The sequence below is a fragment of the Sphingobium cyanobacteriorum genome, assembly GCF_030580935.1.
GTDB lineage: Bacteria > Pseudomonadota > Alphaproteobacteria > Sphingomonadales > Sphingomonadaceae > Sphingobium > Sphingobium cyanobacteriorum.
The window spans coordinates 18,442-41,117 of record NZ_JAUQOM010000017.1 but is presented as its reverse complement, the minus strand read 5'-3'; the positions used below and the strand labels follow the sequence as shown (position 1 = coordinate 41,117).

Below are 22,676 nucleotides of genomic sequence, written 5' to 3'. Positions count from 1 at the left end.
ATTACACCAATGCCGGGGGGAGTGGCCCTCGGGCTACGCCCTCACGCCACTCCCCCCGGCATGTAACACGATGGCCTGGTTTTACGCCGCCGAATGGCCGACTTTTGCTCCGCCGTTGACAGACGAGGTCATCCAGTTGTCCGGGAGCGACCCGCCGTCCGAAATAGCGCCGCAGCCAGCGCTGACATTCGCCCAGCAGGGCAGCATAGGCCTGCTTGTCGCCAGCCTGCGCTTGTCCCATCAGGCGGGCCAGCGTTGGCTCGTCGGCCCTCATGCCGCCCGCCGACGCACCAGTGGCGCGTCAAGGCTGATGCTGCCACCGCCCCGCACAATCAGTACCAGGGCCATCGCCACCCACAGCGAATGCACCTGCCACCAGGCCTCAGGATAGACGAAGATCTGGATAACCAGGGTCATGCCCAGCAGGGCCAGCGCTGAAAGGCGCGTGAACAGGCCGAGCACCAGCAGGATCGGGAACAGGTGTTCCGAGACTGTCGCCATGACCGCAGCGAGATCGCTCGGCAGCGGCACGCCTTTGTATTCCTCCTGGAAGAGGAAATAGGTGTTGTCGCTGATCGAAAACCAGCTCCCTTCATCGACCTTGGTGCGGCCCGACCGCCAGAACACGCCGGCGAGCACGATGCGGGTGAACAGCAGGGTCAGGTTTTGCAGTTTGCAGTTGCTGACCAAAGCAACCATCCGGTCGTAGAATTTGAGTATCCGGTCCATCACGCCACCTGTTGCTAGTCTGCCCGGATCAGCGCGCCCACTTCGAGCAGCGCGATCAGCGCGGCCATGAAGTCGTTGGATGACAGTCGATCCTTACAGTCAGGTTCGTCGAAGTGGCCAAGAAGGTTACCGATGGTTTGAGAATCTTCGAGCCTTTCGAAGATCGCGCGCATCGCCACGTTTGCCGGCGACACCAATACGTCAGCATCGGGCCTGACGACCAAAATTGCCGCCGCATCGGCAAGGCCGGGCACTTCCTTGCCGATTGCCTCGTGCACGTTGCGATCGAATGTCCCGATTGATGCGGAAGGATGCGCCGCGATGGCCGCCTCGAGAAGCGCCTGTTCATCTAGCCCGGCAAGATCGGCAAGGCGCAGCGGCACTGCATCTTCGGCATGATAGGCTTCAAGCCAAAGCCACTCGAACCGCGCCAGATCGACTGCCGCGCCTGTTTCGCCAGACGTGGCCAGCCAGGCCGGGAATGCTTCCCCGATGCCTGCCAGGGTTTTTGCCGTCACTCCCGGCTGTTCGAGATACAACCGGGAGTGTTCATTGAAGCGCGCGTGGCCTAGTAGGGCGAGCACGCGCGGAAACGTGTCCTCCAGCGCGACAAGCCGGGCGTGACTGATCGTGTTGGCATGAACTTTCATGCCCGCCAGGATGCGCGCATGCGTTCCTGCAAAAAGATGGTCCGGCAGGAACCCGGGGCCATGATCGAGGGCCTGCATCATGGCTGTCTGAACCTGTTCAAGCGCAAACATGGGCCTGGTCCAGAGAAGGAGTGTTCAGCGATGCGAAACTCGCCTGTTCCCGCATGATCGTCTCAGCCTTGGCTGCTTCCGCCAGCAGCACGGCGTAATCGGGGACATCGGTGTCCCACTCGATCAGAACCGGCTTGCGGCCAGCCCGTCCGATGAACCTGGCAAAGAGCGACCAGGTCGCTTCTGAGACTGCGGAGCCATGGTCATCGATCAGGAGGACACCATCCGGGTGCTCCTCCCTTGCATGGCCAGCCAGATGCACTTCGCCAACCAGGCTCGGATCGATCGAATCGACCATCGCTTGCGCGTCGAGACCGAGGTTCGTCGCGGAAACCTCGATGTTGTTGATGTCGAGGAGAATGCCGCAACCCGTGAGGTCGCAAAGCAAGTGAAGGAACTGCGCCTCGCTCATATCGTCGCGTGCGAACGCCAGGTAACGGGACGGATTCTCGATCAGAATGCCGCGCTTCAGCCGGTCCTGCACACGGCCGATCTGCGCGACGAAATGCCCAAGCGCTTCATCGGTGTAGGGAACGGGCAGAAGATCGGGATAGCGATTGTTGGCGCTTCCACTCCAGCTGAGGTGATCCGATACCATCGCTGGCTCATAGCGCTCGCAAAGAGCCGCCAGCTGTTCAAGTTCAGCCAAGTCTACCCCGCCGGAGCTGCCAAGCGACAGACCGACCGAGTGAAAGCTCAAGGGGAAGCTCTCCGCGATGGCAGACAGCCAGCGATGCGGCGGGCCGCCCGCGCCAAAGTAATTCTGCGGATGAATTTCGAGCCAGGCGGGAATCGGCGCTGGCGGTGAAATGCTGGCTGACATGGGCTGAAGCACTTGGGCGTAGTGCTGTGGCTTCAATCCAACTCCCGGCAAGGGGGGCAGGTTTGGCGGGAGGTTCATGTCAGCCAACATCCATGCGACCCGAGGGCTTCAGCCCTTCTGGGCGGCGGGTGGAGTGTTTTCGGCACGTTCGGCCAGCGAGCCACCCATCGTCTCGCAGCTTCCGACATCGACGTACTTCCAGGCATTGCCCTGGTAGTCGACCGTCGAAGTGCCAGCACAGGTGGTGCCGGGGCCTGCCTTGCAGTCGTTGTTGCCCTTTAGCGCCACGCCGTAGCACTTCTCCTTGGCGGCGACTTCAGTGGCCTTGGCGCTAGCCTCGGCACGGGATTCGTCGGCGGACTTGCCGCCTGAACCACAGGCCGCCAGCATCGCGGCACCGGCGAGTGCCGCGGCAAAGCCAGGCAACGGCATTGGGTGTCTGGTCATGGCGAGGGCCTTTCGCTTGCGTCAGCTGCGACGCGGGACCGGTCGTTCGTTCCCGGCCTTCGGCGTCAGCGAACCGCCCTGCGAAACGCAGGTGCCAGCAGCCACGAACTTCCAGGCGTTGCCTTGGTAATTGACAGTCGAAGTGCCGGCGCAGCTCGTGCCGGGGCCGGCAGCGCAGTCGTTCTTGCCGGCGAGCGCGACGCCGTAGCACTTTTCCTTGGCACCAGCGTTCTCGCCCGCAGCCGATGCGGGCGAGGCAGCAAGGAGAGCGGCAGCAGCGAGAGTCGCAGCAGCGGCAGCAATTCCGGTCGTGGGTTTCATGAGCATACCTTTCGAATCTGAGGTGAGGCTTACAGCGCTCACATCACCCAGTTCGGTCGGCCTGCCGGTTTGGTTACAATTAGGGGCGATTATTCGAACGGCCCGCCTGTGAAGGCGTTCATTTATCGGGGTCAGCCTCTTCGACGAGCTTTGTCGCCACGGCTTTTGCGTCCAGCGCCGGTGAACCGCCTCGGCCCATCGTCGCAAGGACTACCGCCCCTTCCTTCAGCAGCGCCAACTGACGAGCCAGTTCGCTCGGATGGTTCAAGCCTGCTTTTTCGGCAATCTCCGCGAGTTGCGCAGATATGCGCGCGACGTGATCCGTGGCTTCCCGATTGATGGGATGTTCGGGATCCTGATACTCCGAGCTGGCCTTCGCGAACATGCAGCCATGGAAATCGGGTTCGTTGAACCATTCGTGCAGCGCATCAAACATGGCGATCAGCTGTTCGCGGGGGGACGAAGTGAGCTCAGCCATTCGCCCGAAGAGCCATCCACGCAGGAACGCGTCACGTGATTTGAGCGTCGCAACGATCAGGTCGTCCTTCGTCTCGAAGTGCTTGTAAATCGAAGTTTTGGAAATGCCCGTTTCCGCCACGAGCCTGTCCATGCCCGTGGCCTGAAAGCCATTGCGGTAGAAGATCGCGGTCGCCTTCTCGACAAGTTCATCGCGCTTGGTCTGCCGCATCAGCGGGTCCTCCAAGCCAGCAAGACCCGATGCCGAACGATGATTGGCCTCATGAATTCAGAACCTTGGATCGGACCGATCACCCGAAATGGGTGATAGGGGTTGACAGGGTTTACCGATCAGTACACCTAATGGAGTACCGATCGGTAAACCTTTTAGCACTCCTCCCGCCAATTCCAAGTTTGAAAGGGTTCATGATGAAAATTTCCGCCGCCGCCCGGATCCGCCGGGCGATGCTGATCGGTGCCGCCGCCATGGCCAGCCTCCTTCCGCTCGCGTCGGCCCAGGCCGATGGCCTGCCCGATCCCGGCTTCCAGATCGCCCAGGGCCAGACGGCATTGCTCGTCACCGATCCACAGAACGACTTCCTCAGCCCCAACGGTGTCGCTTGGGGCGTCGTTGGCAAGAATGTCGAAGCCAACGGCACCATCGGCCATATCGACCAATTGTTCTCCGCCGCGAAGGCCGCCGGAATGCCGGTGTTCGTCTCGCCCCATTATTACTATCCTCAGGACCACAGTTGGCATTTCGAAGGCGCGCTTGAGGCGCTGATGCACAAGATCGGCATGTTCGATCGCAAGGGGCCGCTGACGATAGAAGGGTTCGAAGGCTCAGGTGCCGACTGGCTTGCCCAGTACAAGCCCTACATCAACGATGGAAAGACCGTCGTGACGAGTCCCCACAAAGTGTTCGGACCCGAAACCAACGATCTGATCCTTCAACTGCGCAAGCGCGGGATCTCGAAGGTGATCATCGCCGGGATGTCGGCGAACCTCTGCACCGAAGCGCACATGCGCGAACTCGTCGAGCAAGGCTTCGAAGTCATGGTCGTCTCGGATGCGACTGCTGCGGCTCAACTGCCTGGCCTCGATGGCTATGCGGCAGCCCTGGCCAACTTCCGCATGATCGCAAACCATGTCGCCGACACCGGCACGGTCGTCAGCGCGATCCGAGCCAACCACCACAAATAGTCGCAACCCCGGAGGGGCCGGTCCTGGACCGGCCCCCGCTTGGAGAACCAAGATGATTGAGTCCGAAAACTATGTGTTCACTTCAGAAACGGCACGCGCAAAGGTCCGCGCTGCCGAGGACGCTTGGAACACCCGCCAGCCCGCAAGGATCGCCCTGGCATATTCGCCGGACAGCCGCTGGCGCAATCGAAACGAGTTCGTCACTGGCCGAGCCGAGATCGAGACCTTTTTGACGCGCAAGTGGCTACGCGAACTCGACTATCGCCTGATCAAGGAAATCTGGGCCTATGCTGGCAACCGCATCGCGGTCCGGTTTGCCTATGAATGGCATGATGATTCCGGGAACTGGTTCCGATCATACGGAAACGAGAACTGGGAGTTCGATGCCGAGGGTCTGATGCGTCGGCGCTTCGCCAGCATCAATGATTTGCCGATAGATGAAATCGAGCGAAAGTTCCGCTGGCCGCTAGGGCCGCGCCCGCAGGATCACCCAGGTCTCTCCGAACTTGGCTTGTAACCAACCGCAAACACGGCGCGAAAGGTATACCGATGGCACAATCTGCTTCCTGCGAACTTGCTGGCGGGACGGCCCAATCATGGCGATGCAAGGCTGAAGCGAAATGCTGATCAACGCCGATTTCAGCCGCCGCGCTGCAAATCATGCGGCGAGTTCTGAATGGGTCGCATCACCGAGTGGAGGAGTCGAGCGGCGCATGCTTGACCGGGTAGGCGGCGAGGTGGCCCGCGCGACCACGATCGTCCGATTTGCCCCCGGCAGCGCCTTTCCGGCTCACAGCCACGATGGCGGCGAGGAGTACTTTGTCCTCGAAGGAGACTTCGTCGATGAGGAGGGCTCGCACAAGGCGGGAACCTACGTTCGCAATCCTCCTGGATCGCGCCATGCTCCACTCGCGCCGAAAGGTGCGACGATCTTCGTGAAGCTCTCGCAATTCGCAGCTGGCGATGTAGACGGCCTATCGACAGACACGCGAAATTTTTCTGGGGAGACGGGCGGCAAGCGTCCGGCAATCCAGAGCCTTCAATTGCACAGCCTCGGCAAGCAGAACGTCCGTATCGAGATTTGGGAACCCGGGGTCGAGATCGACAACTGGGGCCACGGTGGAATCGAAGTGCTCGTCCTCGAGGGGGGCTTTACCGAAGGAAAGGAAACCTTCGTGACGCATTCCTGGCTGCGCCTGCCGCCATCCGAACCTTTCGTGGCGTGTGCAGGGACAAACGGCGCTAGGGTGCTGATCAAGTCAGGTCATCTCATTGACGCGGCGGCATTGGCATTCGTCACACCCACCTGATCGTGGATTTTCGCTGACCTGTACGCCGGATGGCCGGCCAGACCGATGAGGGGTGGCCTGGCCGGCCTGCGCAGGTTTTCTGATTTTGTGTTTTTGCCTGCGCAAAAGCATCTCCAGATGGAGTCTTGCGGGGGCGCACTTCATGTTTCGTTGGGACAAAGCTCCCGGTTACAGCAGTCTGGCAAGCGTCTCCGGATCGACTGGCCCCGACCTTGCCGTCCTGACCAATTCGCCGAACCAGTCAGCAGACGGGAATGACGGCCATGCGGTGTGCGACTGCCTTCGACGGCGGGCTAGCCGACGTGTAAGGATTGAAATCATGTCGTCCGCGTCCGCAGCCGTTCGATCTCGGCGTTGAGTCTCGCGATTTCCTGATCGCGTTCCGCCAGCATGGCATCGACTTCATCGGCATCGATCTTGCGCGGAATGTGCTGCGGGCAGTTAGGGTCCCAGGCGGAAACCTTGAACAGGAGTACGCGCTCGGGGGAAGCAGCATACCCCTCTGGCATGACCGTCCGAAGCAGGACATCGTCGCCTTCTATCATCCATGCCTCACCCCAGATCTTGATCCGGCGGCGGTTGGCGTAATCCATCAGGAAGATGAAGGCCTTGCGGTTCTCCTGGAGGTTGCCCTGGGAAATAAACTGCCGGTTGCCCCTGAAGTCCGCCATTCCGAGCGTGCGGTCGTCGAGCGGCTTCAGGAAGCCGCGCGGCCCGCCGCGATGCTGGATATAGGGCCGCCCCTCTGCATTGACCGTGGCGAGATAGAAGCTGTTCTGCCGGGATATGAACTCGGCGAGTTGAGGCGTTATGGTATCGTGCCAGCCCATGCCGTTTTCCATCTTCGCATAGGCATCGCGCGAGCCGTTGCGGGCCTGAAGCTGCTTGACGGTATCGGTGAAGGCGATGTCGCTGACGGGCGTGTGGTGGTCCATGTCGGCAGCCTTTTCGTAAGGGGGGCGGCGCCCGGTCTAGGCGGGGGGAAGAGACCGGGCGCCGGCGCGCCGGTCAGAACGTGACCAGCGCGTAACCGTGGTCGAGATAGGTCGAAATATCGAGGATGCCGGGCGTACCCGGGATCGTCTTCTCGTAATCGAGCTTGAGCCCGGTCTTGCGAGCGTCTTCGGTCGCGCCGAATACATCTGCGCAGCCGCCACATACGCCGGCGACGACGTCCTTGACCGCTTCATAGAGGGCATGCGCAGGGTGATCGGCCTTGACCAGCTCGGCCGGCCAGCGCGTTCCCGCGCCCTGGAATATGATGGCGACTTCCTGCTGCTTTTCCTTCAGCTCATAGGCGAGGAAAAGGGCGTTGAAGAGGCGGCCCAGCGCTTCTTCAGTACCCGGCTTGGGATCGGAATAGATGATGATGGCGGCCTTGGTCATTGGGTTCTCCATTTGCTGCTTGCGAATCATTACCGAACGAACGGTAAATTTGAACTAGGTCCTCGACAGGTGGTCGTCAAGATAATATACCGATCATTCGGTAAATATGGAGATCCGCTCGGATGGCCCGCAAGGCGATGATTGAAAGCAATGCTCTGATGGATCGCCTGAGCGCGACCTTCCGCGAGGTCGGGTACGAAGGTGCGTCACTTGCGCTTCTGTCGGAGGCGAGCGGCCTGAAGAAGGCGAGCCTCTATCACCGCTTCCCTGGCGGCAAGGAGCAGATGGGGCTGGAGGTTCTTCAGGAAGCCGGGCGCTGGCTTGGTGAGCATGTGCTGACCCCGCTCGCTGGGGCGGGCACCCCGCGCGAGCGCATCGCCGCGATGACGCGCGAGCTCGATTCCTTTTACCAGGGCGGTAAGCAGGCTTGCCTGCTTAACCTGCTCTCCTCGCCGATCGGCGAAGAGAGTCCATTCAAAGCGACAATCCGGGCGATGTTCGATGCCTTCATCGAGGCACTGGCGAACGTGATCGCCGAAACCGGTTGCCCTTCAGTCGTGGCGCAAGAGAGGGCTGAGCGGGCTCTCGTGCTGATCCAGGGCAGCCTCGTTCTCGCCAGGGGACTTGGATCGACCGCGCCGTTCCATAGGGCTCTGGCCGCCCTCCCTGAGGAACTGCTCGCCGACAGTGGAGATCGTTCGTGAAACTCTACTACAGCCCCAAATCCGGGCATTCGCACCGGGCACGCCTTTTCCTGTCCTTGCTTGGCGCGGAGTACGAACTGGTCGAAGTCGATCTCGCAGCGCGTCAGCACAAGAGTGCCGACTTCCTCCGGATGAATGCGTTCGGACAAGTCCCGGTGTTGGAGGACGATGGATTAGTGATCGCGGATTCGAACGCGATCCTCGTCTATCTGGCCCGAAAGTTCGGCCGGACGGACTGGTATCCAGACGATGCACCGGGTGCCGCGCGTGTGCAGCGCTGGCTATCGGCTGCCGCCGGTCAGCTGGTCCAGGGTCCCGCAAGCGCGAGACTCGCGACCCTGTTCGGTGCGAAGATCGATGCGCAATCCGCAATCGATCGCGCGCATGCCCTTCTGGCGGTTATAGAGACTGAACTTGAGCAAACCGGATGGCTTGCCGCCGATCGCGCGACGATCGCAGATGTTGCGCTCTACAGCTATGTGGCACGAGCGCCGGAAGGCAACGTTGCTTTGGATGCTTATGCATGCCTGAACGGGTGGCTCGATCGCATTGAAAGCCTTCCCGGGTTCGTCCCGTTCAAGATTCACCCGGTTGGCCTCTATGCTACAGGCGACCCACTCGCACACCTAGCGGGAGCTTAGGGGAAGGACGGACTGTTCCCGCAGTATGTCGTGTTCCAACTCCGGCCGGACGGCTGCTCCGGACATGCGCTTCATGCGCCGAACCAATGAGCAGTCTGTCCCAAAACCCAAAGGCCGATAACCAAGAACAATACAGCGGCGATTGTTCGCACAATCTTCAACGGGACATACTTCAGCACCTCGTGTCCGAGGATCACAGCGGGTACATTTGCGATCATCATGCCGAGTGTTGTACCGGTGGTCACAGCGAAGACATCGTGGAACCGGGCGCCCAGCGCCACTGTCGCCACCTGCGTCTTGTCGCCCATCTCGACCAGGAAAAATGCAATCAGCGTCGTGATGAAAGCGCCAAAACGCGCAGGTTTCTCGTCCTCGTCGTCCAGCTTGTCGGGAACGAGCGTCCAGGCTGCCATGGCGATAAACGAGACGGCGATGGCATAGCGGAACCACTGGCCATCGAGAATGTACGCGACCTGCGAACCGACCAGGGCGGCAAGGAAATGGTTGGCGATGGTCGCGGCGAAGATGCCGGCGACAATCGGCATTGGCTTCCTGAAGCGGGTGGCAAGGACGATCGCGAGCAATTGGGTCTTGTCGCCGATTTCCGCGAGGGCCACGACCGCAGTCGAGGTCAGTAGTGCTTCCATGCAATGTCTCCGGGTCGGGCGGCGTGCAAGATCCAACGGACACCGATCCCGCCGCCCAACCCGAGCGGAGATTCGGTGCCATTGGTCTCGCCCAAGCGGTGTCCCGCTTCCTTCGCACCACGGCCTCTCGACCGAGTATGTTGACGCGAAGGCCCGTCCTTCATGGACGGCTGGCTACTCCCCAGATGACGGGATGCGTGTAGTCGGCCCGGTCGGGCTTGGCAACTACCCCGTCTCGACGGTCAGATGGGCGATTTCGTGAACCGGCATCATCCGGCGGCGAACGACGTCGCCGTCGACCCCGCGCACCGCAACGATAGCGGCATGCGCGCCGGGGCCGACCCGCCAGACGTGAAGATCGCTGATCCGTGCGTCACCCGGGCCTTCGACCAGTTCGCGGATTTCCTGTTCGATGGGAAGATCGTGCGCATCGAGCAGCACGTTTGCCGTGTCCCGCATCAGCGACCAGGCCCAGGTGGCGATGACAATCGCACCGACGACGCCCATGACGGGGTCGAGCCAGGAGAGCCCAAAATAACGACCGCCGAGCAGTGCGGCGATGGCCAGGACCGAGGTCAGCGCATCGGCCAGCACATGGACATAGGCTGAACGGAGATTGTTGTCGTGATTATGCCCTGAATGGTCGTGGCCATGATGATCGTGATGGTGATCGTCATGGCCATGGGCATGATGGTGCCCGCCGCCCAACAGAAGGGCGCTCGCGATGTTCACGGCCAGCCCGACCACGGCGATGATCGTGGCTTCTCCAAACGCCACTGGGCGCGGATCGAGCAGGCGCTGTGCCGATTCAAGCGCAATGCCCAGCGCAACAAGGCCCAGCACCAAGGCTGAAGCAAAGCCAGCCAGATCGCCGACCTTGCCCGTTCCAAAACTGTAACGGCGGCTGCTGGCATGCTTCTTCGCATAAGCATAGGCCATGGCGGCCACGCCCAGCGCCCCGGCATGAGTTGCCATGTGGAAGCCATCGGCCAGGAGCGCCATGGAATTGAACATGAAGCCGGCGACGATCTCAACGCCCATCATGCCGGCGGTGAGCGCCACCACCCACAGCGTGCGACGTGCGTTCTCGTCATGACCCTTACCCAGGAAAAAGTGGTCGTGGGCAAGTTCCTCGATTTGCTTGTCGAGCGACATGAAGCGACTTTCTACTTCGCGTAACGGCGAATGGCAGTGATGAGTTCATCGGCAGCCTCGGCCCGTTCGGCATCGGACAAGCCGGGACGAGCAAGGTGTTCCCGCACATGATCTTCCAGCAGTTCGTCCATCAGGCCGATCACTGCTCCGCGCACGCCTGCAACCTGATGGAGGACCGTTGAGCAACCGGCGTCACCTGTGATCGCAGATTCGATGGCGGCGACCTGTCCGGCGATTCGGCGCACGCGGGCGACGAGTGCGTCCTTGTTTGAAGTTAAGTGAGCCATAGGATACCCCGCTATCCTATATGATGATTGATGGGAATAGGCATGCTGGCTGCGTAAGCCCACATTCTCCAAGTAAGTCGCTGATTTCGCTGTCGTAATCGTGATATTTCGCATATAAATCATGGCGTTGACGGCTGCGAGGGGCGCGTTTCATGGATCACCTGGAGGGTGCGGGCTTGGCGCGGGGAGATCGGGTTGATTTCGACCGCCGTGTGCGTCTGGAGTTCCGTGGTGCGCAGATCAGTTCAGACGGTGGCCTGCTGGTGATGCGCGAGCTTGATGACGTGCTCGGCCTGTCCAATCTGGCGTCGGAGGCGCTGCGAGACAGCCGCACCGGGAAGAACACGCTCCATCGGCTTGACGGATTGTTCCGGCAATCGGTGTTCGGACGACTGGCCGGATACGAGGATGTGAACGATGCCGACCGCTTGGCCCTCGATCCCGTGATGCGTCAGGTCGTTGGCGGCAGGGCCGTCGAGGCGCAAGCTGCTTCGGCATCGCAGATGGGACGGTTCGAGACCGAGACGCTGGCTCTGGCCGCGAACCGGGCGGCGCTGGCCGATCTGAACGGCCAATGGATCGACCGGTTTCATGACCGCAACGGGTTGAAATACATCGTGCTGGACATGGACAGCTCGGTCAGCCCCACCCACGGCGATCAGGAAGGTGCTGCCTGGAACGGGCATTTCGACTGCACCTGCTATCACCCCATCTTCTTGTTCAACCAGTTTGGCATGCTGGAGCGCTGCGCCCTGCGTAACGGCAATGTCCACAGCGCCGATGGCTGGCGGGATGTCCTTGATCCCGTCATTGCCCGATATGCTGGCCGCGACCTTGGTGGACGCTTCTTCCGGGCCGACGCTGCCTACGCGATCCCCGCGATCTATATGCGGCTGGAAGAAGCCAGGTTCTTCTACGCCATCCGTCTGCCCGCCAACGCCGTCTTGCGCGAGAAGATCGCGCATCGGCTGACACGGCCCGTGGGACGGCCTTCGCTGACCAAGGTCAAACGGTTCTTCGAGGACTTCGAGTATCAGGCGGCGTCCTGGGACAAGCCGCGCCGCGTCATCGCCAAGATCGAATGGCATCCGGGCGAGCTGTTCCCCAAAGTCGGCTTCATCGTCACCAACCTGCCGATGGAGCCAGACTGGGTGGTGAGGTTCTACAACCAGCGCGGCACCGCAGAGCAGCACATCAAGGAAGGCAAATATGCCTTTCGCTGGACGCGGCTGTCATGCCGGAAGTTCCGGCACAACGAGGTGCGGCTGCAACTGCACGCGCTGGCCTACAACCTGGCAACCTTCCTGCGCTGCATCGAACTGCCCGAGGCCATGGCGGACTGGTCGTTGACCAGCCTGCAACTCAAGCTGATCAAGATCGGCGCCCGCGTCGTCCGCCACGCCCGCGCCATTACCTTCCAGTTGGCCGAGGTCGCCGTCACCGGCCCGATGGTGCGGGCCGTCCTTGCCGCCATCCGCCGTCTTCGAACGCCTCCGTCATGCGCATGACCACGATCCATGCCCAAGCTGAACGAAAGCGGCAGGACAGGTCCGTCTGCCGCGCGGAAAAGCGGCTCTGCCGGGCCAGAATGCTGCGGGTTCGAGGCTTGATCCACCCGACTTCGGCCGTTTGCGCGACGACAGACACCGCTCGGGGCGAAAAACGCTTGCCCAGCGAGCAAAATCAGGCGATCTTGAAGTCAAGCGGCAGGCCACTTGGGGAATGTCGGTTACATCCGCACGCGTCTCAAGGCATGATCGCGTCAGAGGCGAAAGCATGCGATTTATCAGCGAAACGGAGAAGATATGACGAAGAGAAAGAGCGATGCGGCGAAGAAAATTAATAGTGCCCACTCGCGGAGGCCCAACAGTTTTACCGAGCTCTGCACGACGTTGGTTGCGTCACTGAGTTCGTCTGCGTGCCAGGCATGACGCACATGGGCGATTCCTACGGGCCGCTGTCGGCGCGGCGCGCACAAAACGTAGCATTGTTGGATTGGTTCGAGCGATTTCTATGACTCTCAAAAGCATCTTCCAAATATTCCTGCTGGCGCTGGCGATGCTGATCGCCGGCTATGTGCGCACGGCTATCAGCCCCCTGCAGGAGGCGATGCGCCTGTCCCTTCATCTATCCGACAATCAAATGGCCCTGTTGCAAGGACCGATCATTGGGGTTCCGGTGACATTAACAGCCATACCATTGGGTCTATTGATCGATCGCGCCAATCGCGCGCGGCTGCTCCTTGGTCTTGTGACAATCGCTGTTGCCGCTAATTTCGCCACCGCATTTGCGCGCGACTTCACACAGCTCCTCAGCACGCGAGCAATTGCCGGGGTGTCCGCGTTAGCGATCCTGCCCGTAGTTTATTCCTTAGTCGCCGACCACTTCGCGCCGCACCTGCGTGGTCGCATGATTACCGTCGCCACCATCGGACAAATTGTCGGCAACTCCATGGCTTTCGCCCTGGGGGGAGAACTTCTAGTGCTGGCGCAGGCCCACAGCGGGGACTGGCGCACGGCCTTGAGTTGGCTTGCCGCACCGGGCGTCGCCGTTGTGCTGCTCATGCTCTTGCTCCGCGAGCCTCCGCGCTTGGAGGAGGCTAAAGGGACGCAGACGATCGCTGGCGCGTGGGAAGAGTTGCGCCACACACGCACTCTTATCTTGATGCTTTCAGCCGGAATTATCTGCGCAGAAATTGCCATCGGAGCCATGATTATCTGGGCTAGTCCGATGTTCTCACGCACCTATGCCGCAGCGCCCGACGCGATCGGCTTTCTCATGGGCTCAGGCATGCTGATCAGCGGTGTATTGGGCCCAGTCATCGGGGGAGGCCTTGCCGACTACTGTCAACGCACGGGCGGCACTGGCCGAGCCTTGCTCTTTCTCGTGTTGCTAGCCGCCCTGGGCGCACCCGCAAGCTTGTTCGCATTTGCTCCGACTTTTTCTTGGGCGAGCGCTCTCTTGATGGTCTCGCTTACCCTGATGATTGGCGTGGCGATGATGGGCATCACGCTCGTGATGAATGTCGTTCCCGACCGTCTTCGCGGCCTCTGCATGTCCGTGCTCGTCGCAGCAATCCTGCTCTTTTCGCTGGCAGTAGCGCCACCGCTGGTTAGCGTTTTGTCCAACGTGCTCGGAGGGATCGACATGATCGGCAAAGCACTCTCCATCGTGTGTGTGGCCGCGGCACTCGGATCGACTTTCGCGTTCTTTCTGGCTCGCCGCTATTTTAAAGAAAGCGTTGGCGCGGCAGGCTCGACGGCGACGGGCACGGTCACCGCCCAATGATGCAGGTTTTTTCACTCGCCGGCGAACCGAAGTCCCGAGGTCTAGCGCACGGTCGCACACACGCTGCCGCGATAAAATCGTGGCTAGGCGCTTGGCTCAAAAGTTTGCAGGCCGCCGGCGTGGGCAATCCTGACGTCTACGCGCGGCGGTTTCTAGCCGAGTCCGGTCTAGTTGTTTGCATTGAGCACGACGCTCCCGATCTGCTCGAGGAGATACGGGGAACGTCTCTCGGCGCTAATGTCCCGTTCGATCTCGTGCTAGCGGCGCAGCTCATGGACGAGGAATGGGAGTATCGACGATCGCAAAATACTCGATTCACAAAACCCGAAAAATGCAGCACGCTGGCGATTGCTTCGGCGGGCTCGCCGGTCTGGATCGGTCAGAATATGGACCTCGGCGCGTGGACCGATGGCCACCAGGTCGTGCTGCACATCGCTGAGCCCGACGGCAATCCCGACGCCCTCGTTTTTTCTCTCGCAGGCATGATTGGGCTAATGGGCGTGAACGAATGCGGCCTCGCGGTAGCAGTTAACGCTCTTCCTGAACTATCAAGGTTGCGACCGGGCCTCCCCGTCGCATTCATCATTCGAAAACTGCTGCAGGCAACATCCCTGACGGACGCAAGCGCAGTCCTATTGGCTACTGAGCACGCAACCTGCCAGCATTACCTGCTTGCGGACCCGACAGGGCTGCGCTCCTTTGAAGTTGGCCATGACACAATCGTCGAACTCAGTGGCGCAACGGCGGATAGATTATTCCATACCAATCACGCACTCGCCCCGCAGCTTCAACAAGTGACTTCGACATATGATCAACTGAACAGCAAATGCCGCTTAACGTCGCTAAGCGACAGGCTCACAAGTGCAAAGCCAACATTGACCGTTATCCAGAATGCGCTCTGCGCGTCCGATCACGCAACTCACCCAGTTTGCCGGCCCCATCCGGGCGCGCAATCTCAGCACAATACCAACTTCACCACGGGCTCGATGATCGCTCGCCTGGAATTCAGGGTCGACCTTATATCCGCCTGGTTTAGCATCGGCCCGCCTGACCGGGACGGCTATCATGCTTTGCGGTTTGAAGATTAGAGGAGATGTTGCCGAGTGGGCCGCAGTTCATGGGGTTGTGGCTTCGCCGAACTCGGCGCAGATCGTTTTCAGTTCTTCGAACTCCGCCATGCCGTACTTCGACCCCTCCCGGCCGATCCCGGACTCTTTGCATCCCCCAAATGGCGCGAGCTCACTCGAAATAAGCCCTGTGTTCAATCCAACCATCCCGTAGTCGAGCGCATTTGAGACACGGTGCGCACGGTCAAAGTCTTTGGTGAAGAGATACGATGCAAGACCCGCGCTCGATGCATTGGCTAACTCAATCGCTTCACGTTCTGACTCAAAACGAACAAGACCCGCGACAGGCCCAAACGTTTCCTCGCTGCAGAGCAAGGCGTCTCGCGGCACCTCTGTGAGCACAGTCGGTTGAAAGAACTGCTTGCCCGCGGCATGACGTTCGCCTCCAAAGAGCAGAATCGCACCTCGCGCGCGCGCGTCTTCAACATGGCGAGCCACCTTGTCGACCGCCAAGTCATTGATGAGCGGTCCCTGAGTGACCTCTTCCCCGAAGCCGTCGCCAACCTTGAATGATCGCACAGCCTCAGCGAGCCGCTCGCTAAACTCTGCGTAAACCTTTCCCTGGACTACAAATCGATTGGCGCAAACACACGTTTGACCCGCGTTTCGAAACTTCGAAGCAACAGCGCCAGCCACCGCCTTCTCTAAGTCGGCGTCATGAAAGACAATAAATGGCGCGTTACCGCCAAGCTCCAGAGAAACGCGCTTAAGCGGATCCATGCATCTCGCCGCCAGCCTTTTGCCCACATTAGTGGAGCCTGTGAACGTAAATTTTCGAACTCTGAGGTCCGCAAGCAGAACCTCGCCGATCGGCGCCGGCGCACCACAAATGACGTTAAGCGCACCGGCGGGAATCCCCGCCTCCTCGCCCAACAGCGCCAACGCCAAAGCCGTGAACGGCGTCAACTCAGATGGCTTCAAGATGACGGTACAACCGGACGCAAGGGCCGGTGCAAGCTTCCGCGTCACCATCGCCGCCGGGAAATTCCAGGTAAGGATAGCGGATCACTGTGCAGCAGCGATCAAGGAACCACATTGGATCGAACCCCGCATAAGAGCTGCGATCCAGCAGGACACACCGGGTGAACGACGGCAGCATCCGGCCTGCCGTCGCACAAGCCGGCGCTTGCATGCGCGTACCTCGCACCGTATGGGCGCTTGGTTTTGTCAGCCTGTTTATGGATGTCTCGTCCGAGATCATCCATGCACTCTTGCCGGTCTTCCTGACGACAACGCTCGGTGCGAGTGTTGCGCCGCTCGGACTGATCGACGGGATCGGCGAGTCCACTGCTTCCATCACCAAGGTGTTCTCGGGTTACATTTCCGACCGCATCGGGCGCCGGAAGCCGCTCATCTTGATCGGCTACGGGCTGGGCGCCCTGTCCAAACCTTTCTTTGCGATCGCCGCCGGGCCGCTGCCAGTGCTTGGCACACGGTTCGCGGATTGGATCGGTAAGGGCCTTCGCGCCGCGCGACGCGCTGGTGGCGGACGTTACACCCGCGGAATTGCGGGGCCGTGCCTAAGGCCTGCGCCAGTCGCTCGACACGGTGGGCGCCTTCCTCGGCCCGCTCGCTGCGATTGCGCTGATGTTCGTGCTCGCAAATGATATGCGAGCCATCTTCTGGATCGCGTTGCTCCCGGCGCTAGTCTCGGTCTTGCTGGTTATTTTCGGGGTCGGTGAAGGCGCTGACCGGTCAACGGGCAAGGACAAGGGACCGCCGCTGAGGTTGGGAGATCTTAAATCGTTCGATCGCCGGTTCTGGATCGTGGTGGGAATCGGCGTTGTCTTTACGCTTGCTCGGTTCAGCGAATCCTTCCTTGTGCTGCGGGCCAATGACGAGGGGCTCCCACTCGCTTGGACGCCGCTCGTCCTTGTGGCTATGAACCTCGTCTACTTGCTTGGCGCCTATCCCGCGGGCAGCATCTCCGACAGGGTCGATCCCGTCTGGCCTATGGCCGGTGGACTTGTGTGCCTAGTTTTGGCGGACATGTGTCTCGGATTTGGTTCAGGGCTCGCGGCCACCTTCCTCGGGATCGCTTTGTGGGGTGCGCACATGGCTCTGTCGCAGGGCATTCTTGCCAAGCTGGTTGCCGATGCCGTCCCGGACCATTTGCGCGGCTCGGGGTTCGGACTGTTCAACCTAGCAACCGGGATCGCCATGCTTTTCGCCAGCCTGCTTGCCGGGGCACTGTGGAAAGCGGCGGGACCCGTCGCCACTTTTTTGGCCGGTGCGGTGTTTGCGAGCATTGCTGGGGGATTAATCGGCATCTCCAGATTTTCATCGCGTCGTTAGCCGCAGAGTCTAATGACTGGAGTCATCTAGCCAGCAGTCAAGCGGCGCCTGGCAGGTACCTAGCATGCCAGCGCGATAGGCCCTACCGCCAGGTCAGCGCATTTGTGTTGGTGCGGTTTGCGCCAGGGATTCAATCGCCCGCGAGAGCTTGTCACGCACGACCATCGCGGCTTCTTTCAAGTCGGGATTGTCGATGGCTTGCATCGACGCAACCGGATCGATCGCGGCCACTTCAACTTCGCCCGCACGTATTTGCTGCACGCTGACGTTGCATGGCAACATCAGGCCGACCTTGTCCTCCAGTTGCAATGCCTCACGTGCCAGGCGCGGGTTGCATGCCCCGAGGATCACATAGGGCCGGAAATCGACTTCGATCTTCGACTTGAAGGTCTGCTGGATGTCGATCCTGCTGATGATGCCGAAGCCTTTCGGCTTGAAGAGCCGCCTCCGCGCGCATGATGGCGTCATCAAAAGGCAAGGGCGATGTCACGGCAATGTAGTATGGCATGGATGATCCTTACGCTTCACTGACATTTCCGCTCGGCCGCCACGGCCAACACCGCGACGGGGTGCTCTTGGCCATCATGAGGATCGTGTAGTCAATCTATCGATGGCCCGGAGCGTCATCTGTGCCGCGCCCACGACCGCGCCCCCTGTCATCACCGGGTGCATCGTCTGACCCGCGACCACGACGAACATCACCTGGCCCATCATCTGCGCCGCGGCCGCGACGCACGTCGCCGGGTGCATCGTCACAGCCGCGGCACTGGCGAACATGATCGGCCGGATCATCAGCACCGCGCCGTGCAAACGCCGGACCAGAAGTTGCGAGGCTGGCAAGGACCACCGCCGTGGCCAGTGAGTTCCTGATGAAAGTTCGCATTGGAAATCTCCCGTTTGCGGGTCCACAGTTTCGTGAACGACAGCCACAACGATGCGATGGCCGATCTATTCCCGTTCGATTTGAACGCAGAGAAAAGACCGCAAATTTCTTCACTTTGTAATCGATTTGGGGAATAGGCCGCGCGACTGGACGTTGTTGGACTACTGGTGGCTCTGGCTGACCAGGCTTCCAGTTTCTGTGCCATCAAGCGATTGGCGGCTCGAAAGGTTTTGGGGGGATGATGAGATACGGCATTCATATGGCTCGACTGGCGGGCGCAGCCCTTCTGGTTTTTCCGGCGGCAGCTTATGCCGATGAACAAAAAGATAGTGGGCAGTCGGATCCCGGCACATGGCGCATCAGCACCGGCGTCAACTATTCGCAAGGCGACTATGGTGAGGCGCAGGACACAAAGGTGGTCTCTGCGCCGATGGCCGTGAAATACAGGCGTGGCGGCTTTTCCGTGCGCGTCTCCATTCCCTATGTTCATATCGACGGCCCAGGCAGTCTTCTCGACACGCCGCAGGGTCGAGACGCCGGGTTCGGCGACGATAGCGGCTTCGATGACAATGGCGGCAGCTCAGGAAATTCCGGATCCGGCTCATCGAGTTCAAACAGTGGATCTGGATCTTCAGGCTCGAACAGCGGTTCGGGCTCGTCAGGGTCCTCCGGCTCGAGTGGTGGGTCCGGGTCGGGTGGGTCGGGCAGTTCGCATTCCGGCGGATCGGACGATTCCCCCTCGGGCAGCGATACTGTTACGGGGGGCGGCGCGGTCGTTGGTGTCCCTGGGGCAGCAAACAATCGCCGCAGCGGCATCGGCGATATTGCCGTCACACTGGGTTATTCGTTCAACCTTGGAGAATCGACTTACTTCGATTTGTCCGGCCGCATGAAGGTGCCGACAGCTTCAACGGCCAAGCGTCTCGGCACTGGTAAGGTCGATTTTACGGTTGGTGGTGATCTGGTTCAAGATATCGGGCGTGCAACGGTCTATGTTGGCGGGCGCCGCAAATTCATGGGCAAGCCGGTAGGATCGACGCTGCGCGACACCTGGGGCGTCGGTGGTGGCGCCAGCTACCGTCTTGCCGGCGGAACGGTCATCGGCGCAGACTATGATTGGCAGCAGTCGTCAAGTGCGAGCAACGGCCCGAGCAGTGAAGTGACCGGATGGGTCAATTTTGGATTGACGCGAAAGCTGCGCATGCAAGTCTTTGCCTCGACCGGTTTTACCACCAACAGCACGAATTTTGCCGGTGGCCTGTCGCTGAGTTATCGCCTCAACTGACCTATTCCGCATGAAGGGCAAAAGGCCCGCCTCGATTTGATCGGGGCGGGCCTTTGCTGTCAGATTGTCACGCTTAGCGAGCGGGCCAGCCGTCTCTGATCAACGCTGCCTCGTCATTCCCATTGACGGGATCAGAAGCACCGAGGCGGGCAAATCCTGCGTCCAGTGCAGAACCATCGGCACCTGATGCTACGGCGATTTCGCTGCCGTCGGCAGGTCCACTGCCCGCGCCCTGCGCCTCCACCTTCCAGCGCCCCGCCTCACGGCAGGCAAGACCTACCGTCGAGGACCGGCGATACTCCCGGCACCAGCGACCATCCGCAGCCTTGACCGTAAGTGTAGGGGTCACCGAACTCCCATCCGCGAGTCGCACCGGGGTCAGTGAGCGACCGGTTTCCAGTGCGAACGAAAGGTCACGCTTAGGCGCTTGGGTGCTTGGGGGCGCTAACAGCAGGATAGCAACTAAACTGGCGGCCACCGCCCCGCCGAGTGGAAGCGCATGGCGCCGCCACCAAGGAGGATTGTCGTTGGCCGCACTGGGTGCGGAAGCCACGGGAGTCGGCTCGCCAAGTCCCATGGTTTGCAGTAACTCCGAGGGTACCGGCGCAAGCGCTATCGGCGCAAATGCAGCCGCAATCCTGCGATCGTTCGCAAGCCAGCGCTCCGCTCTGGCGGCAAGTTCCGGGTCCGACGAGAGGCGGGCCTCAAACTCTGCGGCTTCGGCTGTGCTCATCGCACCGTCCAAGAATGCGGCAAGCCGTTCTTCTGTCTCGTCGGTCATTGTAGCGCCCCTATGTCGCCGCCGAGGGCGCGTTCAATCCGGCCCCGGGCTCGCGCAATGCGGCTCATGATCGTCCCTATGGGAACCTCCAGCGCTTCTGCAGCCTCTTTGTAGCTAAGGCCTTCGACAACCACGAGGACGAATGCTGCGCGCTGGTCCTCTGGCACTGTCGACAATGCATGCTGGGCCGCCGCGAGTTCCGAACGCGATTCAACCGTTGCACGGCCGTCGTCACCTACCAGATCGTAGGCATCCTCTACCGGCACCACTGTGCCTCGCCGCCGCGTGGCACGTGACCGATCAATGTGAAGGTTTTGGGCAATGCGATACATCCAGCTATCAACGCGGCTGCCTGCTCGAAATTGGTCGCAGTGGGTCAGGGCCTTCTCGACAGTCGATTGCATCAGGTCGTCTCCGTCGGCGGGACTGGAAGCCATGGCATGGCAGAAGCGACGCAGTCGCGGCAGAGCGGCAATGATTGCCGCCCGCATCGATTCCGTAGCTGTCGTGCCGTCAGGCATCCCGTAACTCCGTCATAACGACCCTCTTGCTGCGATATTCCGCATCATTCTGAATTTATGTTACAGTGCCTCTCCACGGCTCTTGTGGGAATAACGCCCTCTGATCGACGTTCTATAATCAGTCGGCGTGGAATAGTCTCGCCGAACGGAAGATTGACGACAGGATAGTTCATGGTTCGCTACTCCTTCGCCGTTGCGGCACTGACCTTGGCAGCGTCTCTGTCAGTTCCCGGTTTGGCCCGAGATCCTCAAGATGTGCCGGATGGTTCGCGGGCGCAGGAGCGACTGGATCGGGATCTGCAGCGAGCCGCCGAACGGGCGAACGAAATTGCGGGCCGATATGCCGAGGAACGCACCAGAATAGAAGAACGGGCGATCAGGGAACCCGCCCGGGCTGCCGAAGACCTTGCCAAACTGGATGCCGACAGGGTTCGCGAGGAAGGCAAGCTGGCAGAGGAGCGCGCCAAGATATCCGAAGATTTCGCAGAGGAGTCGGCGAAGGAAGCCGAGGATGCAGCCGAAGATCTTGCAGAACGCGCCGAGGACGCTGCAGAGGACAATAGTGGCCACGGAAGCAGCCGCGAAATCCGCGATCTTGGGCTGGCCGAAGGTGCCGAGCATGATGAAGCCGGTTTTCCGGTGCGCCGGGGTGAGGTCGTCGCGATGGATTTGTCGCCGGAGACGCTTGCCACAGCGCAGGCTCGCGGATTTCGCTTGATCGAGCGTCGGAAATTCGAAGGTCTTGATCGCGAAATCGTTCGATTGGCTGCTCCCGAAGGCAAGACCTCGGTCATGGCGCGTGACCAGTTGCGCCAGATTGATCCTGCGGCCGTGGTCGATCTTGTCCACTATTACGGTTTGAACCTGACTGCCGGTTCCCACGGCAAGCGCCTGGCATCGCAGCGGCCAATCACGCATCGTCAGGGATCGCTGACAATTGGCATGATCGATACGGCTGTCGGGCGTCATCCAGCGCTATCATCGGCGCGGGTCATTCCGTGGGCTGCCGGCAACCTTGCCGCTGCCCCCTTCGAACACGGAACGGCAGTCGCTTCGCTCCTGGCCGGGGAAGGATCGTCGACAATCTACTCGGCCAACATATTTCGAGGTCCGGCCAATCGGCCATACACTTCTGCCGACGTTATCGCGCAAGCACTGGAATGGATGATCGCCAGCAGGGTAATGACCGTTAACATGAGCCTGGCCGGGCCGCGCAATGCTGTTCTCGACCGCCTCATTCAGGGCGCTCAGGGCAGAGGCTATCAAATCGTAGCGGCCGCAGGCAACGGCGGCCCGACAGCGCCACCAGCCTATCCGGCCGCAGTCCCGGGCGTGGTTGCGGTGACTGCGGTTGACCGCGACATGCGCATCTACCGATACGCCAATCGCGGTCGCTACATTGTCGTGGCTGCCCGAGGCGTGGATGTCGTGGCGGCGAGATCTGCGGGCGGCGTTGCTTCGTTCAATGGCACGTCCTTTGCCACTCCGCACGTTGCTGGATGGATTGCGCGATGCCGTGCCGAAGGCGCGACAGCCGTATCCTGCAGGGACCGGCTGCGAAATTCTGCGCGTGACCTGGGTCCCGCCGGATTTGATGAAATCTACGGCCATGGATTCGTGGATTAA

The 22,676-nt window shown here is 60.7% G+C and carries 28 protein-coding genes and 1 riboswitch; of the genes, 12 read left to right on the top strand and 16 right to left on the bottom strand.

Features of this window, described 5'->3' with window-relative positions:
* Positions 1-270: 270 nt before the first annotated feature.
* From Q4610_RS19250 to Q4610_RS19225, 6 genes are all read right to left on the bottom strand, one after another.
* Positions 271-729: a DoxX family protein gene (locus tag Q4610_RS19250; RefSeq protein WP_304537489.1), complete on the bottom strand. Its 459-nt coding sequence runs from the start codon at positions 727-729 to the stop codon at positions 271-273.
* A 14-nt stretch (positions 730-743) separates the two neighbouring features.
* Positions 744-1,490 carry an HvfC/BufC family peptide modification chaperone gene (locus tag Q4610_RS19245; protein ID WP_304537488.1) on the bottom strand — a complete coding sequence of 249 codons (747 nt, stop codon included), beginning with the start codon at positions 1,488-1,490 and terminating at the stop codon, positions 744-746.
* A complete protein-coding gene (gene bufB, locus Q4610_RS19240; protein ID WP_304537487.1) occupies positions 1,477-2,391 on the bottom strand; it encodes an MNIO family bufferin maturase in 915 nt (304 codons plus the stop codon). Before bufB ends, Q4610_RS19245 begins: the two co-directional genes overlap by 14 nt.
* 30 nt (positions 2,392-2,421) lie before the next feature.
* The gene (locus Q4610_RS19235; protein ID WP_304537486.1) at positions 2,422-2,760 is read right to left on the bottom strand and encodes a BufA1 family periplasmic bufferin-type metallophore; all 339 of its coding nucleotides are present in this window, start codon (positions 2,758-2,760) and stop codon (positions 2,422-2,424) included.
* A 21-nt stretch (positions 2,761-2,781) separates the two neighbouring features.
* Positions 2,782-3,081: a BufA1 family periplasmic bufferin-type metallophore gene (locus Q4610_RS19230; protein ID WP_304537485.1), complete on the bottom strand. Its 300-nt coding sequence runs from the start codon at positions 3,079-3,081 to the stop codon at positions 2,782-2,784.
* Positions 3,082-3,199: 118 nt separating this feature from the next.
* Positions 3,200-3,769, bottom strand: a complete 570-nt coding sequence (locus Q4610_RS19225) for a TetR/AcrR family transcriptional regulator (RefSeq protein WP_304537484.1) — start codon at positions 3,767-3,769, stop codon at positions 3,200-3,202.
* Positions 3,770-3,798: 29 nt separating this feature from the next.
* Between Q4610_RS19225 and Q4610_RS19220 the strand changes: the two genes are divergently transcribed.
* The 3 genes from Q4610_RS19220 to Q4610_RS19210 all read left to right on the top strand — a co-directional run bounded on the left by Q4610_RS19220 (position 3,799) and on the right by Q4610_RS19210 (position 6,050).
* The gene (locus Q4610_RS19220; RefSeq protein WP_304537483.1) at positions 3,799-4,740 is read left to right on the top strand and encodes a cysteine hydrolase family protein; all 942 of its coding nucleotides are present in this window, start codon (positions 3,799-3,801) and stop codon (positions 4,738-4,740) included.
* A gap of 52 nt (positions 4,741-4,792) precedes the next feature.
* Positions 4,793-5,257 (top strand): nuclear transport factor 2 family protein, encoded by a 465-nt coding sequence (locus Q4610_RS19215; protein ID WP_304537482.1) that lies wholly within the window; start codon positions 4,793-4,795, stop codon positions 5,255-5,257.
* Between the two features lie 103 nt (positions 5,258-5,360).
* A complete protein-coding gene (locus Q4610_RS19210) occupies positions 5,361-6,050 on the top strand; it encodes a cupin domain-containing protein (protein ID WP_304537481.1) in 690 nt (229 codons plus the stop codon).
* A 317-nt stretch (positions 6,051-6,367) separates the two neighbouring features.
* On the opposite strand, the gene Q4610_RS19205 is transcribed toward Q4610_RS19210, so the two are convergent.
* Together Q4610_RS19205 and Q4610_RS19200 are read right to left on the bottom strand one after the other, a co-directional pair.
* Positions 6,368-6,985, bottom strand: coding sequence for a pyridoxamine 5'-phosphate oxidase family protein (locus tag Q4610_RS19205; protein ID WP_304537480.1), 618 nt, complete (start codon positions 6,983-6,985; stop codon positions 6,368-6,370).
* A 73-nt stretch (positions 6,986-7,058) separates the two neighbouring features.
* On the bottom strand, positions 7,059-7,436 hold the full coding sequence (locus tag Q4610_RS19200) for a DsrE family protein (RefSeq protein ID WP_304537479.1): 378 nt from the start codon (positions 7,434-7,436) through the stop codon (positions 7,059-7,061).
* A gap of 122 nt (positions 7,437-7,558) precedes the next feature.
* Between Q4610_RS19200 and Q4610_RS19195 the strand changes: the two genes are divergently transcribed.
* Both Q4610_RS19195 and Q4610_RS19190 read left to right on the top strand, forming a co-directional pair.
* Positions 7,559-8,140 carry a TetR/AcrR family transcriptional regulator gene (locus Q4610_RS19195; protein ID WP_304537478.1) on the top strand — a complete coding sequence of 194 codons (582 nt, stop codon included), beginning with the start codon at positions 7,559-7,561 and terminating at the stop codon, positions 8,138-8,140.
* Positions 8,137-8,781, top strand: coding sequence for a glutathione S-transferase family protein (locus Q4610_RS19190; protein WP_304537477.1), 645 nt, complete (start codon positions 8,137-8,139; stop codon positions 8,779-8,781). Before Q4610_RS19195 ends, Q4610_RS19190 begins: the two co-directional genes overlap by 4 nt.
* 71 nt (positions 8,782-8,852) lie before the next feature.
* Here Q4610_RS19190 and Q4610_RS19185 read toward each other — a convergent pair whose 3' ends face one another.
* The 3 genes from Q4610_RS19185 to Q4610_RS19175 all read right to left on the bottom strand — a co-directional run bounded on the left by Q4610_RS19185 (position 8,853) and on the right by Q4610_RS19175 (position 10,870).
* Positions 8,853-9,428, bottom strand: coding sequence for a TMEM165/GDT1 family protein (locus Q4610_RS19185; RefSeq protein ID WP_304537476.1), 576 nt, complete (start codon positions 9,426-9,428; stop codon positions 8,853-8,855).
* Between the two features lie 12 nt (positions 9,429-9,440).
* Positions 9,441-9,624: riboswitch (yybP-ykoY riboswitch) on the bottom strand.
* Positions 9,625-9,653: 29 nt separating this feature from the next.
* Positions 9,654-10,583, bottom strand: coding sequence for a CDF family Co(II)/Ni(II) efflux transporter DmeF (gene dmeF / locus Q4610_RS19180; protein WP_304537475.1), 930 nt, complete (start codon positions 10,581-10,583; stop codon positions 9,654-9,656).
* 11 nt (positions 10,584-10,594) lie between these two features.
* A complete protein-coding gene (locus tag Q4610_RS19175; protein ID WP_304537474.1) occupies positions 10,595-10,870 on the bottom strand; it encodes a metal/formaldehyde-sensitive transcriptional repressor in 276 nt (91 codons plus the stop codon).
* A 152-nt stretch (positions 10,871-11,022) separates the two neighbouring features.
* On the opposite strand from Q4610_RS19175, the gene Q4610_RS19170 reads away from it, so the two are divergent.
* From Q4610_RS19170 to Q4610_RS19160, 3 genes are all read left to right on the top strand, one after another.
* Positions 11,023-12,378, top strand: coding sequence for an IS1380-like element ISPme1 family transposase (locus Q4610_RS19170; RefSeq protein WP_012112698.1), 1,356 nt, complete (start codon positions 11,023-11,025; stop codon positions 12,376-12,378).
* 505 nt (positions 12,379-12,883) lie between these two features.
* The gene (locus Q4610_RS19165; protein ID WP_202084661.1) at positions 12,884-14,158 is read left to right on the top strand and encodes an MFS transporter; all 1,275 of its coding nucleotides are present in this window, start codon (positions 12,884-12,886) and stop codon (positions 14,156-14,158) included.
* The gene (locus Q4610_RS19160) at positions 14,155-15,246 is read left to right on the top strand and encodes a C45 family autoproteolytic acyltransferase/hydrolase (RefSeq protein ID WP_336622880.1); all 1,092 of its coding nucleotides are present in this window, start codon (positions 14,155-14,157) and stop codon (positions 15,244-15,246) included. The genes Q4610_RS19165 and Q4610_RS19160 overlap by 4 nt, the downstream gene beginning before the upstream one ends.
* Positions 15,247-15,273: 27 nt before the next feature.
* On the opposite strand, the gene Q4610_RS19155 is transcribed toward Q4610_RS19160, so the two are convergent.
* Complete coding sequence (locus tag Q4610_RS19155) at positions 15,274-16,284, bottom strand: NAD-dependent succinate-semialdehyde dehydrogenase (RefSeq protein WP_336622881.1); 1,011 nt, start codon at positions 16,282-16,284, stop codon at positions 15,274-15,276.
* An 83-nt stretch (positions 16,285-16,367) separates the two neighbouring features.
* On the opposite strand from Q4610_RS19155, the gene Q4610_RS19150 reads away from it, so the two are divergent.
* Positions 16,368-16,892: an MFS transporter gene (locus tag Q4610_RS19150; protein WP_304537473.1), complete on the top strand. Its 525-nt coding sequence runs from the start codon at positions 16,368-16,370 to the stop codon at positions 16,890-16,892.
* A complete protein-coding gene (locus Q4610_RS19145) occupies positions 16,873-17,580 on the top strand; it encodes an MFS transporter (protein WP_304537472.1) in 708 nt (235 codons plus the stop codon). Before Q4610_RS19150 ends, Q4610_RS19145 begins: the two co-directional genes overlap by 20 nt.
* 93 nt (positions 17,581-17,673) lie before the next feature.
* Here Q4610_RS19145 and Q4610_RS19140 read toward each other — a convergent pair whose 3' ends face one another.
* Together Q4610_RS19140 and Q4610_RS19135 are read right to left on the bottom strand one after the other, a co-directional pair.
* Positions 17,674-18,048 carry a DUF302 domain-containing protein gene (locus Q4610_RS19140; RefSeq protein WP_304537471.1) on the bottom strand — a complete coding sequence of 125 codons (375 nt, stop codon included), beginning with the start codon at positions 18,046-18,048 and terminating at the stop codon, positions 17,674-17,676.
* A 114-nt stretch (positions 18,049-18,162) separates the two neighbouring features.
* Entirely contained in the window at positions 18,163-18,372 is a 210-nt protein-coding gene (locus tag Q4610_RS19135) for a hypothetical protein (protein WP_304537470.1), read from the bottom strand.
* A gap of 350 nt (positions 18,373-18,722) precedes the next feature.
* Between Q4610_RS19135 and Q4610_RS19130 the strand changes: the two genes are divergently transcribed.
* The gene (locus tag Q4610_RS19130) at positions 18,723-19,748 is read left to right on the top strand and encodes a hypothetical protein (RefSeq protein ID WP_304537469.1); all 1,026 of its coding nucleotides are present in this window, start codon (positions 18,723-18,725) and stop codon (positions 19,746-19,748) included.
* 73 nt (positions 19,749-19,821) lie between these two features.
* Here Q4610_RS19130 and Q4610_RS19125 read toward each other — a convergent pair whose 3' ends face one another.
* Positions 19,822-20,097 (bottom strand): hypothetical protein, encoded by a 276-nt coding sequence (locus Q4610_RS19125; RefSeq protein WP_304537468.1) that lies wholly within the window; start codon positions 20,095-20,097, stop codon positions 19,822-19,824.
* A 428-nt stretch (positions 20,098-20,525) separates the two neighbouring features.
* Complete coding sequence (locus Q4610_RS19120) at positions 20,526-21,050, bottom strand: RNA polymerase sigma factor (protein WP_304537467.1); 525 nt, start codon at positions 21,048-21,050, stop codon at positions 20,526-20,528.
* A gap of 171 nt (positions 21,051-21,221) precedes the next feature.
* Here Q4610_RS19120 and Q4610_RS19115 point away from each other — a divergent pair, with 171 nt between their 5' ends.
* Complete coding sequence (locus Q4610_RS19115) at positions 21,222-22,676, top strand: S8 family serine peptidase (protein ID WP_304537466.1); 1,455 nt, start codon at positions 21,222-21,224, stop codon at positions 22,674-22,676.

Coding starts and splice junctions, on each gene's coding strand:
- Q4610_RS19130 (WP_304537469.1), top strand. CDS start 18,723: ATGGCTCGACTGGCGGGCGCAGCCCTTCTGGTTTTTCCGGCGGCAGCT.
- Q4610_RS19220 (WP_304537483.1), top strand. CDS start 3,799: ATGCCGAACGATGATTGGCCTCATGAATTCAGAACCTTGGATCGGACC.
- Q4610_RS19225 (WP_304537484.1), bottom strand. CDS start 3,769: ATGCGGCAGACCAAGCGCGATGAACTTGTCGAGAAGGCGACCGCGATC.
- Q4610_RS19215 (WP_304537482.1), top strand. CDS start 4,793: ATGATTGAGTCCGAAAACTATGTGTTCACTTCAGAAACGGCACGCGCA.
- Q4610_RS19160 (WP_336622880.1), top strand. CDS start 14,155: ATGATGCAGGTTTTTTCACTCGCCGGCGAACCGAAGTCCCGAGGTCTA.
- Q4610_RS19145 (WP_304537472.1), top strand. CDS start 16,873: ATGTTCGTGCTCGCAAATGATATGCGAGCCATCTTCTGGATCGCGTTG.
- Q4610_RS19170 (WP_012112698.1), top strand. CDS start 11,023: ATGGATCACCTGGAGGGTGCGGGCTTGGCGCGGGGAGATCGGGTTGAT.
- Q4610_RS19120 (WP_304537467.1), bottom strand. CDS start 21,050: ATGCCTGACGGCACGACAGCTACGGAATCGATGCGGGCGGCAATCATT.
- Q4610_RS19135 (WP_304537470.1), bottom strand. CDS start 18,372: ATGATCCGGCCGATCATGTTCGCCAGTGCCGCGGCTGTGACGATGCAC.
- dmeF (WP_304537475.1), bottom strand. CDS start 10,583: ATGTCGCTCGACAAGCAAATCGAGGAACTTGCCCACGACCACTTTTTC.
- bufB (WP_304537487.1), bottom strand. CDS start 2,391: ATGAACCTCCCGCCAAACCTGCCCCCCTTGCCGGGAGTTGGATTGAAG.
- Q4610_RS19250 (WP_304537489.1), bottom strand. CDS start 729: ATGGACCGGATACTCAAATTCTACGACCGGATGGTTGCTTTGGTCAGC.
- Q4610_RS19200 (WP_304537479.1), bottom strand. CDS start 7,436: ATGACCAAGGCCGCCATCATCATCTATTCCGATCCCAAGCCGGGTACT.
- Q4610_RS19185 (WP_304537476.1), bottom strand. CDS start 9,428: ATGGAAGCACTACTGACCTCGACTGCGGTCGTGGCCCTCGCGGAAATC.
- Q4610_RS19245 (WP_304537488.1), bottom strand. CDS start 1,490: ATGTTTGCGCTTGAACAGGTTCAGACAGCCATGATGCAGGCCCTCGAT.
- Q4610_RS19205 (WP_304537480.1), bottom strand. CDS start 6,985: ATGGACCACCACACGCCCGTCAGCGACATCGCCTTCACCGATACCGTC.
- Q4610_RS19165 (WP_202084661.1), top strand. CDS start 12,884: ATGACTCTCAAAAGCATCTTCCAAATATTCCTGCTGGCGCTGGCGATG.
- Q4610_RS19210 (WP_304537481.1), top strand. CDS start 5,361: ATGCTGATCAACGCCGATTTCAGCCGCCGCGCTGCAAATCATGCGGCG.
- Q4610_RS19140 (WP_304537471.1), bottom strand. CDS start 18,048: ATGACGCCATCATGCGCGCGGAGGCGGCTCTTCAAGCCGAAAGGCTTC.
- Q4610_RS19230 (WP_304537485.1), bottom strand. CDS start 3,081: ATGAAACCCACGACCGGAATTGCTGCCGCTGCTGCGACTCTCGCTGCT.
- Q4610_RS19175 (WP_304537474.1), bottom strand. CDS start 10,870: ATGGCTCACTTAACTTCAAACAAGGACGCACTCGTCGCCCGCGTGCGC.
- Q4610_RS19195 (WP_304537478.1), top strand. CDS start 7,559: ATGGCCCGCAAGGCGATGATTGAAAGCAATGCTCTGATGGATCGCCTG.
- Q4610_RS19115 (WP_304537466.1), top strand. CDS start 21,222: ATGGTTCGCTACTCCTTCGCCGTTGCGGCACTGACCTTGGCAGCGTCT.
- Q4610_RS19235 (WP_304537486.1), bottom strand. CDS start 2,760: ATGACCAGACACCCAATGCCGTTGCCTGGCTTTGCCGCGGCACTCGCC.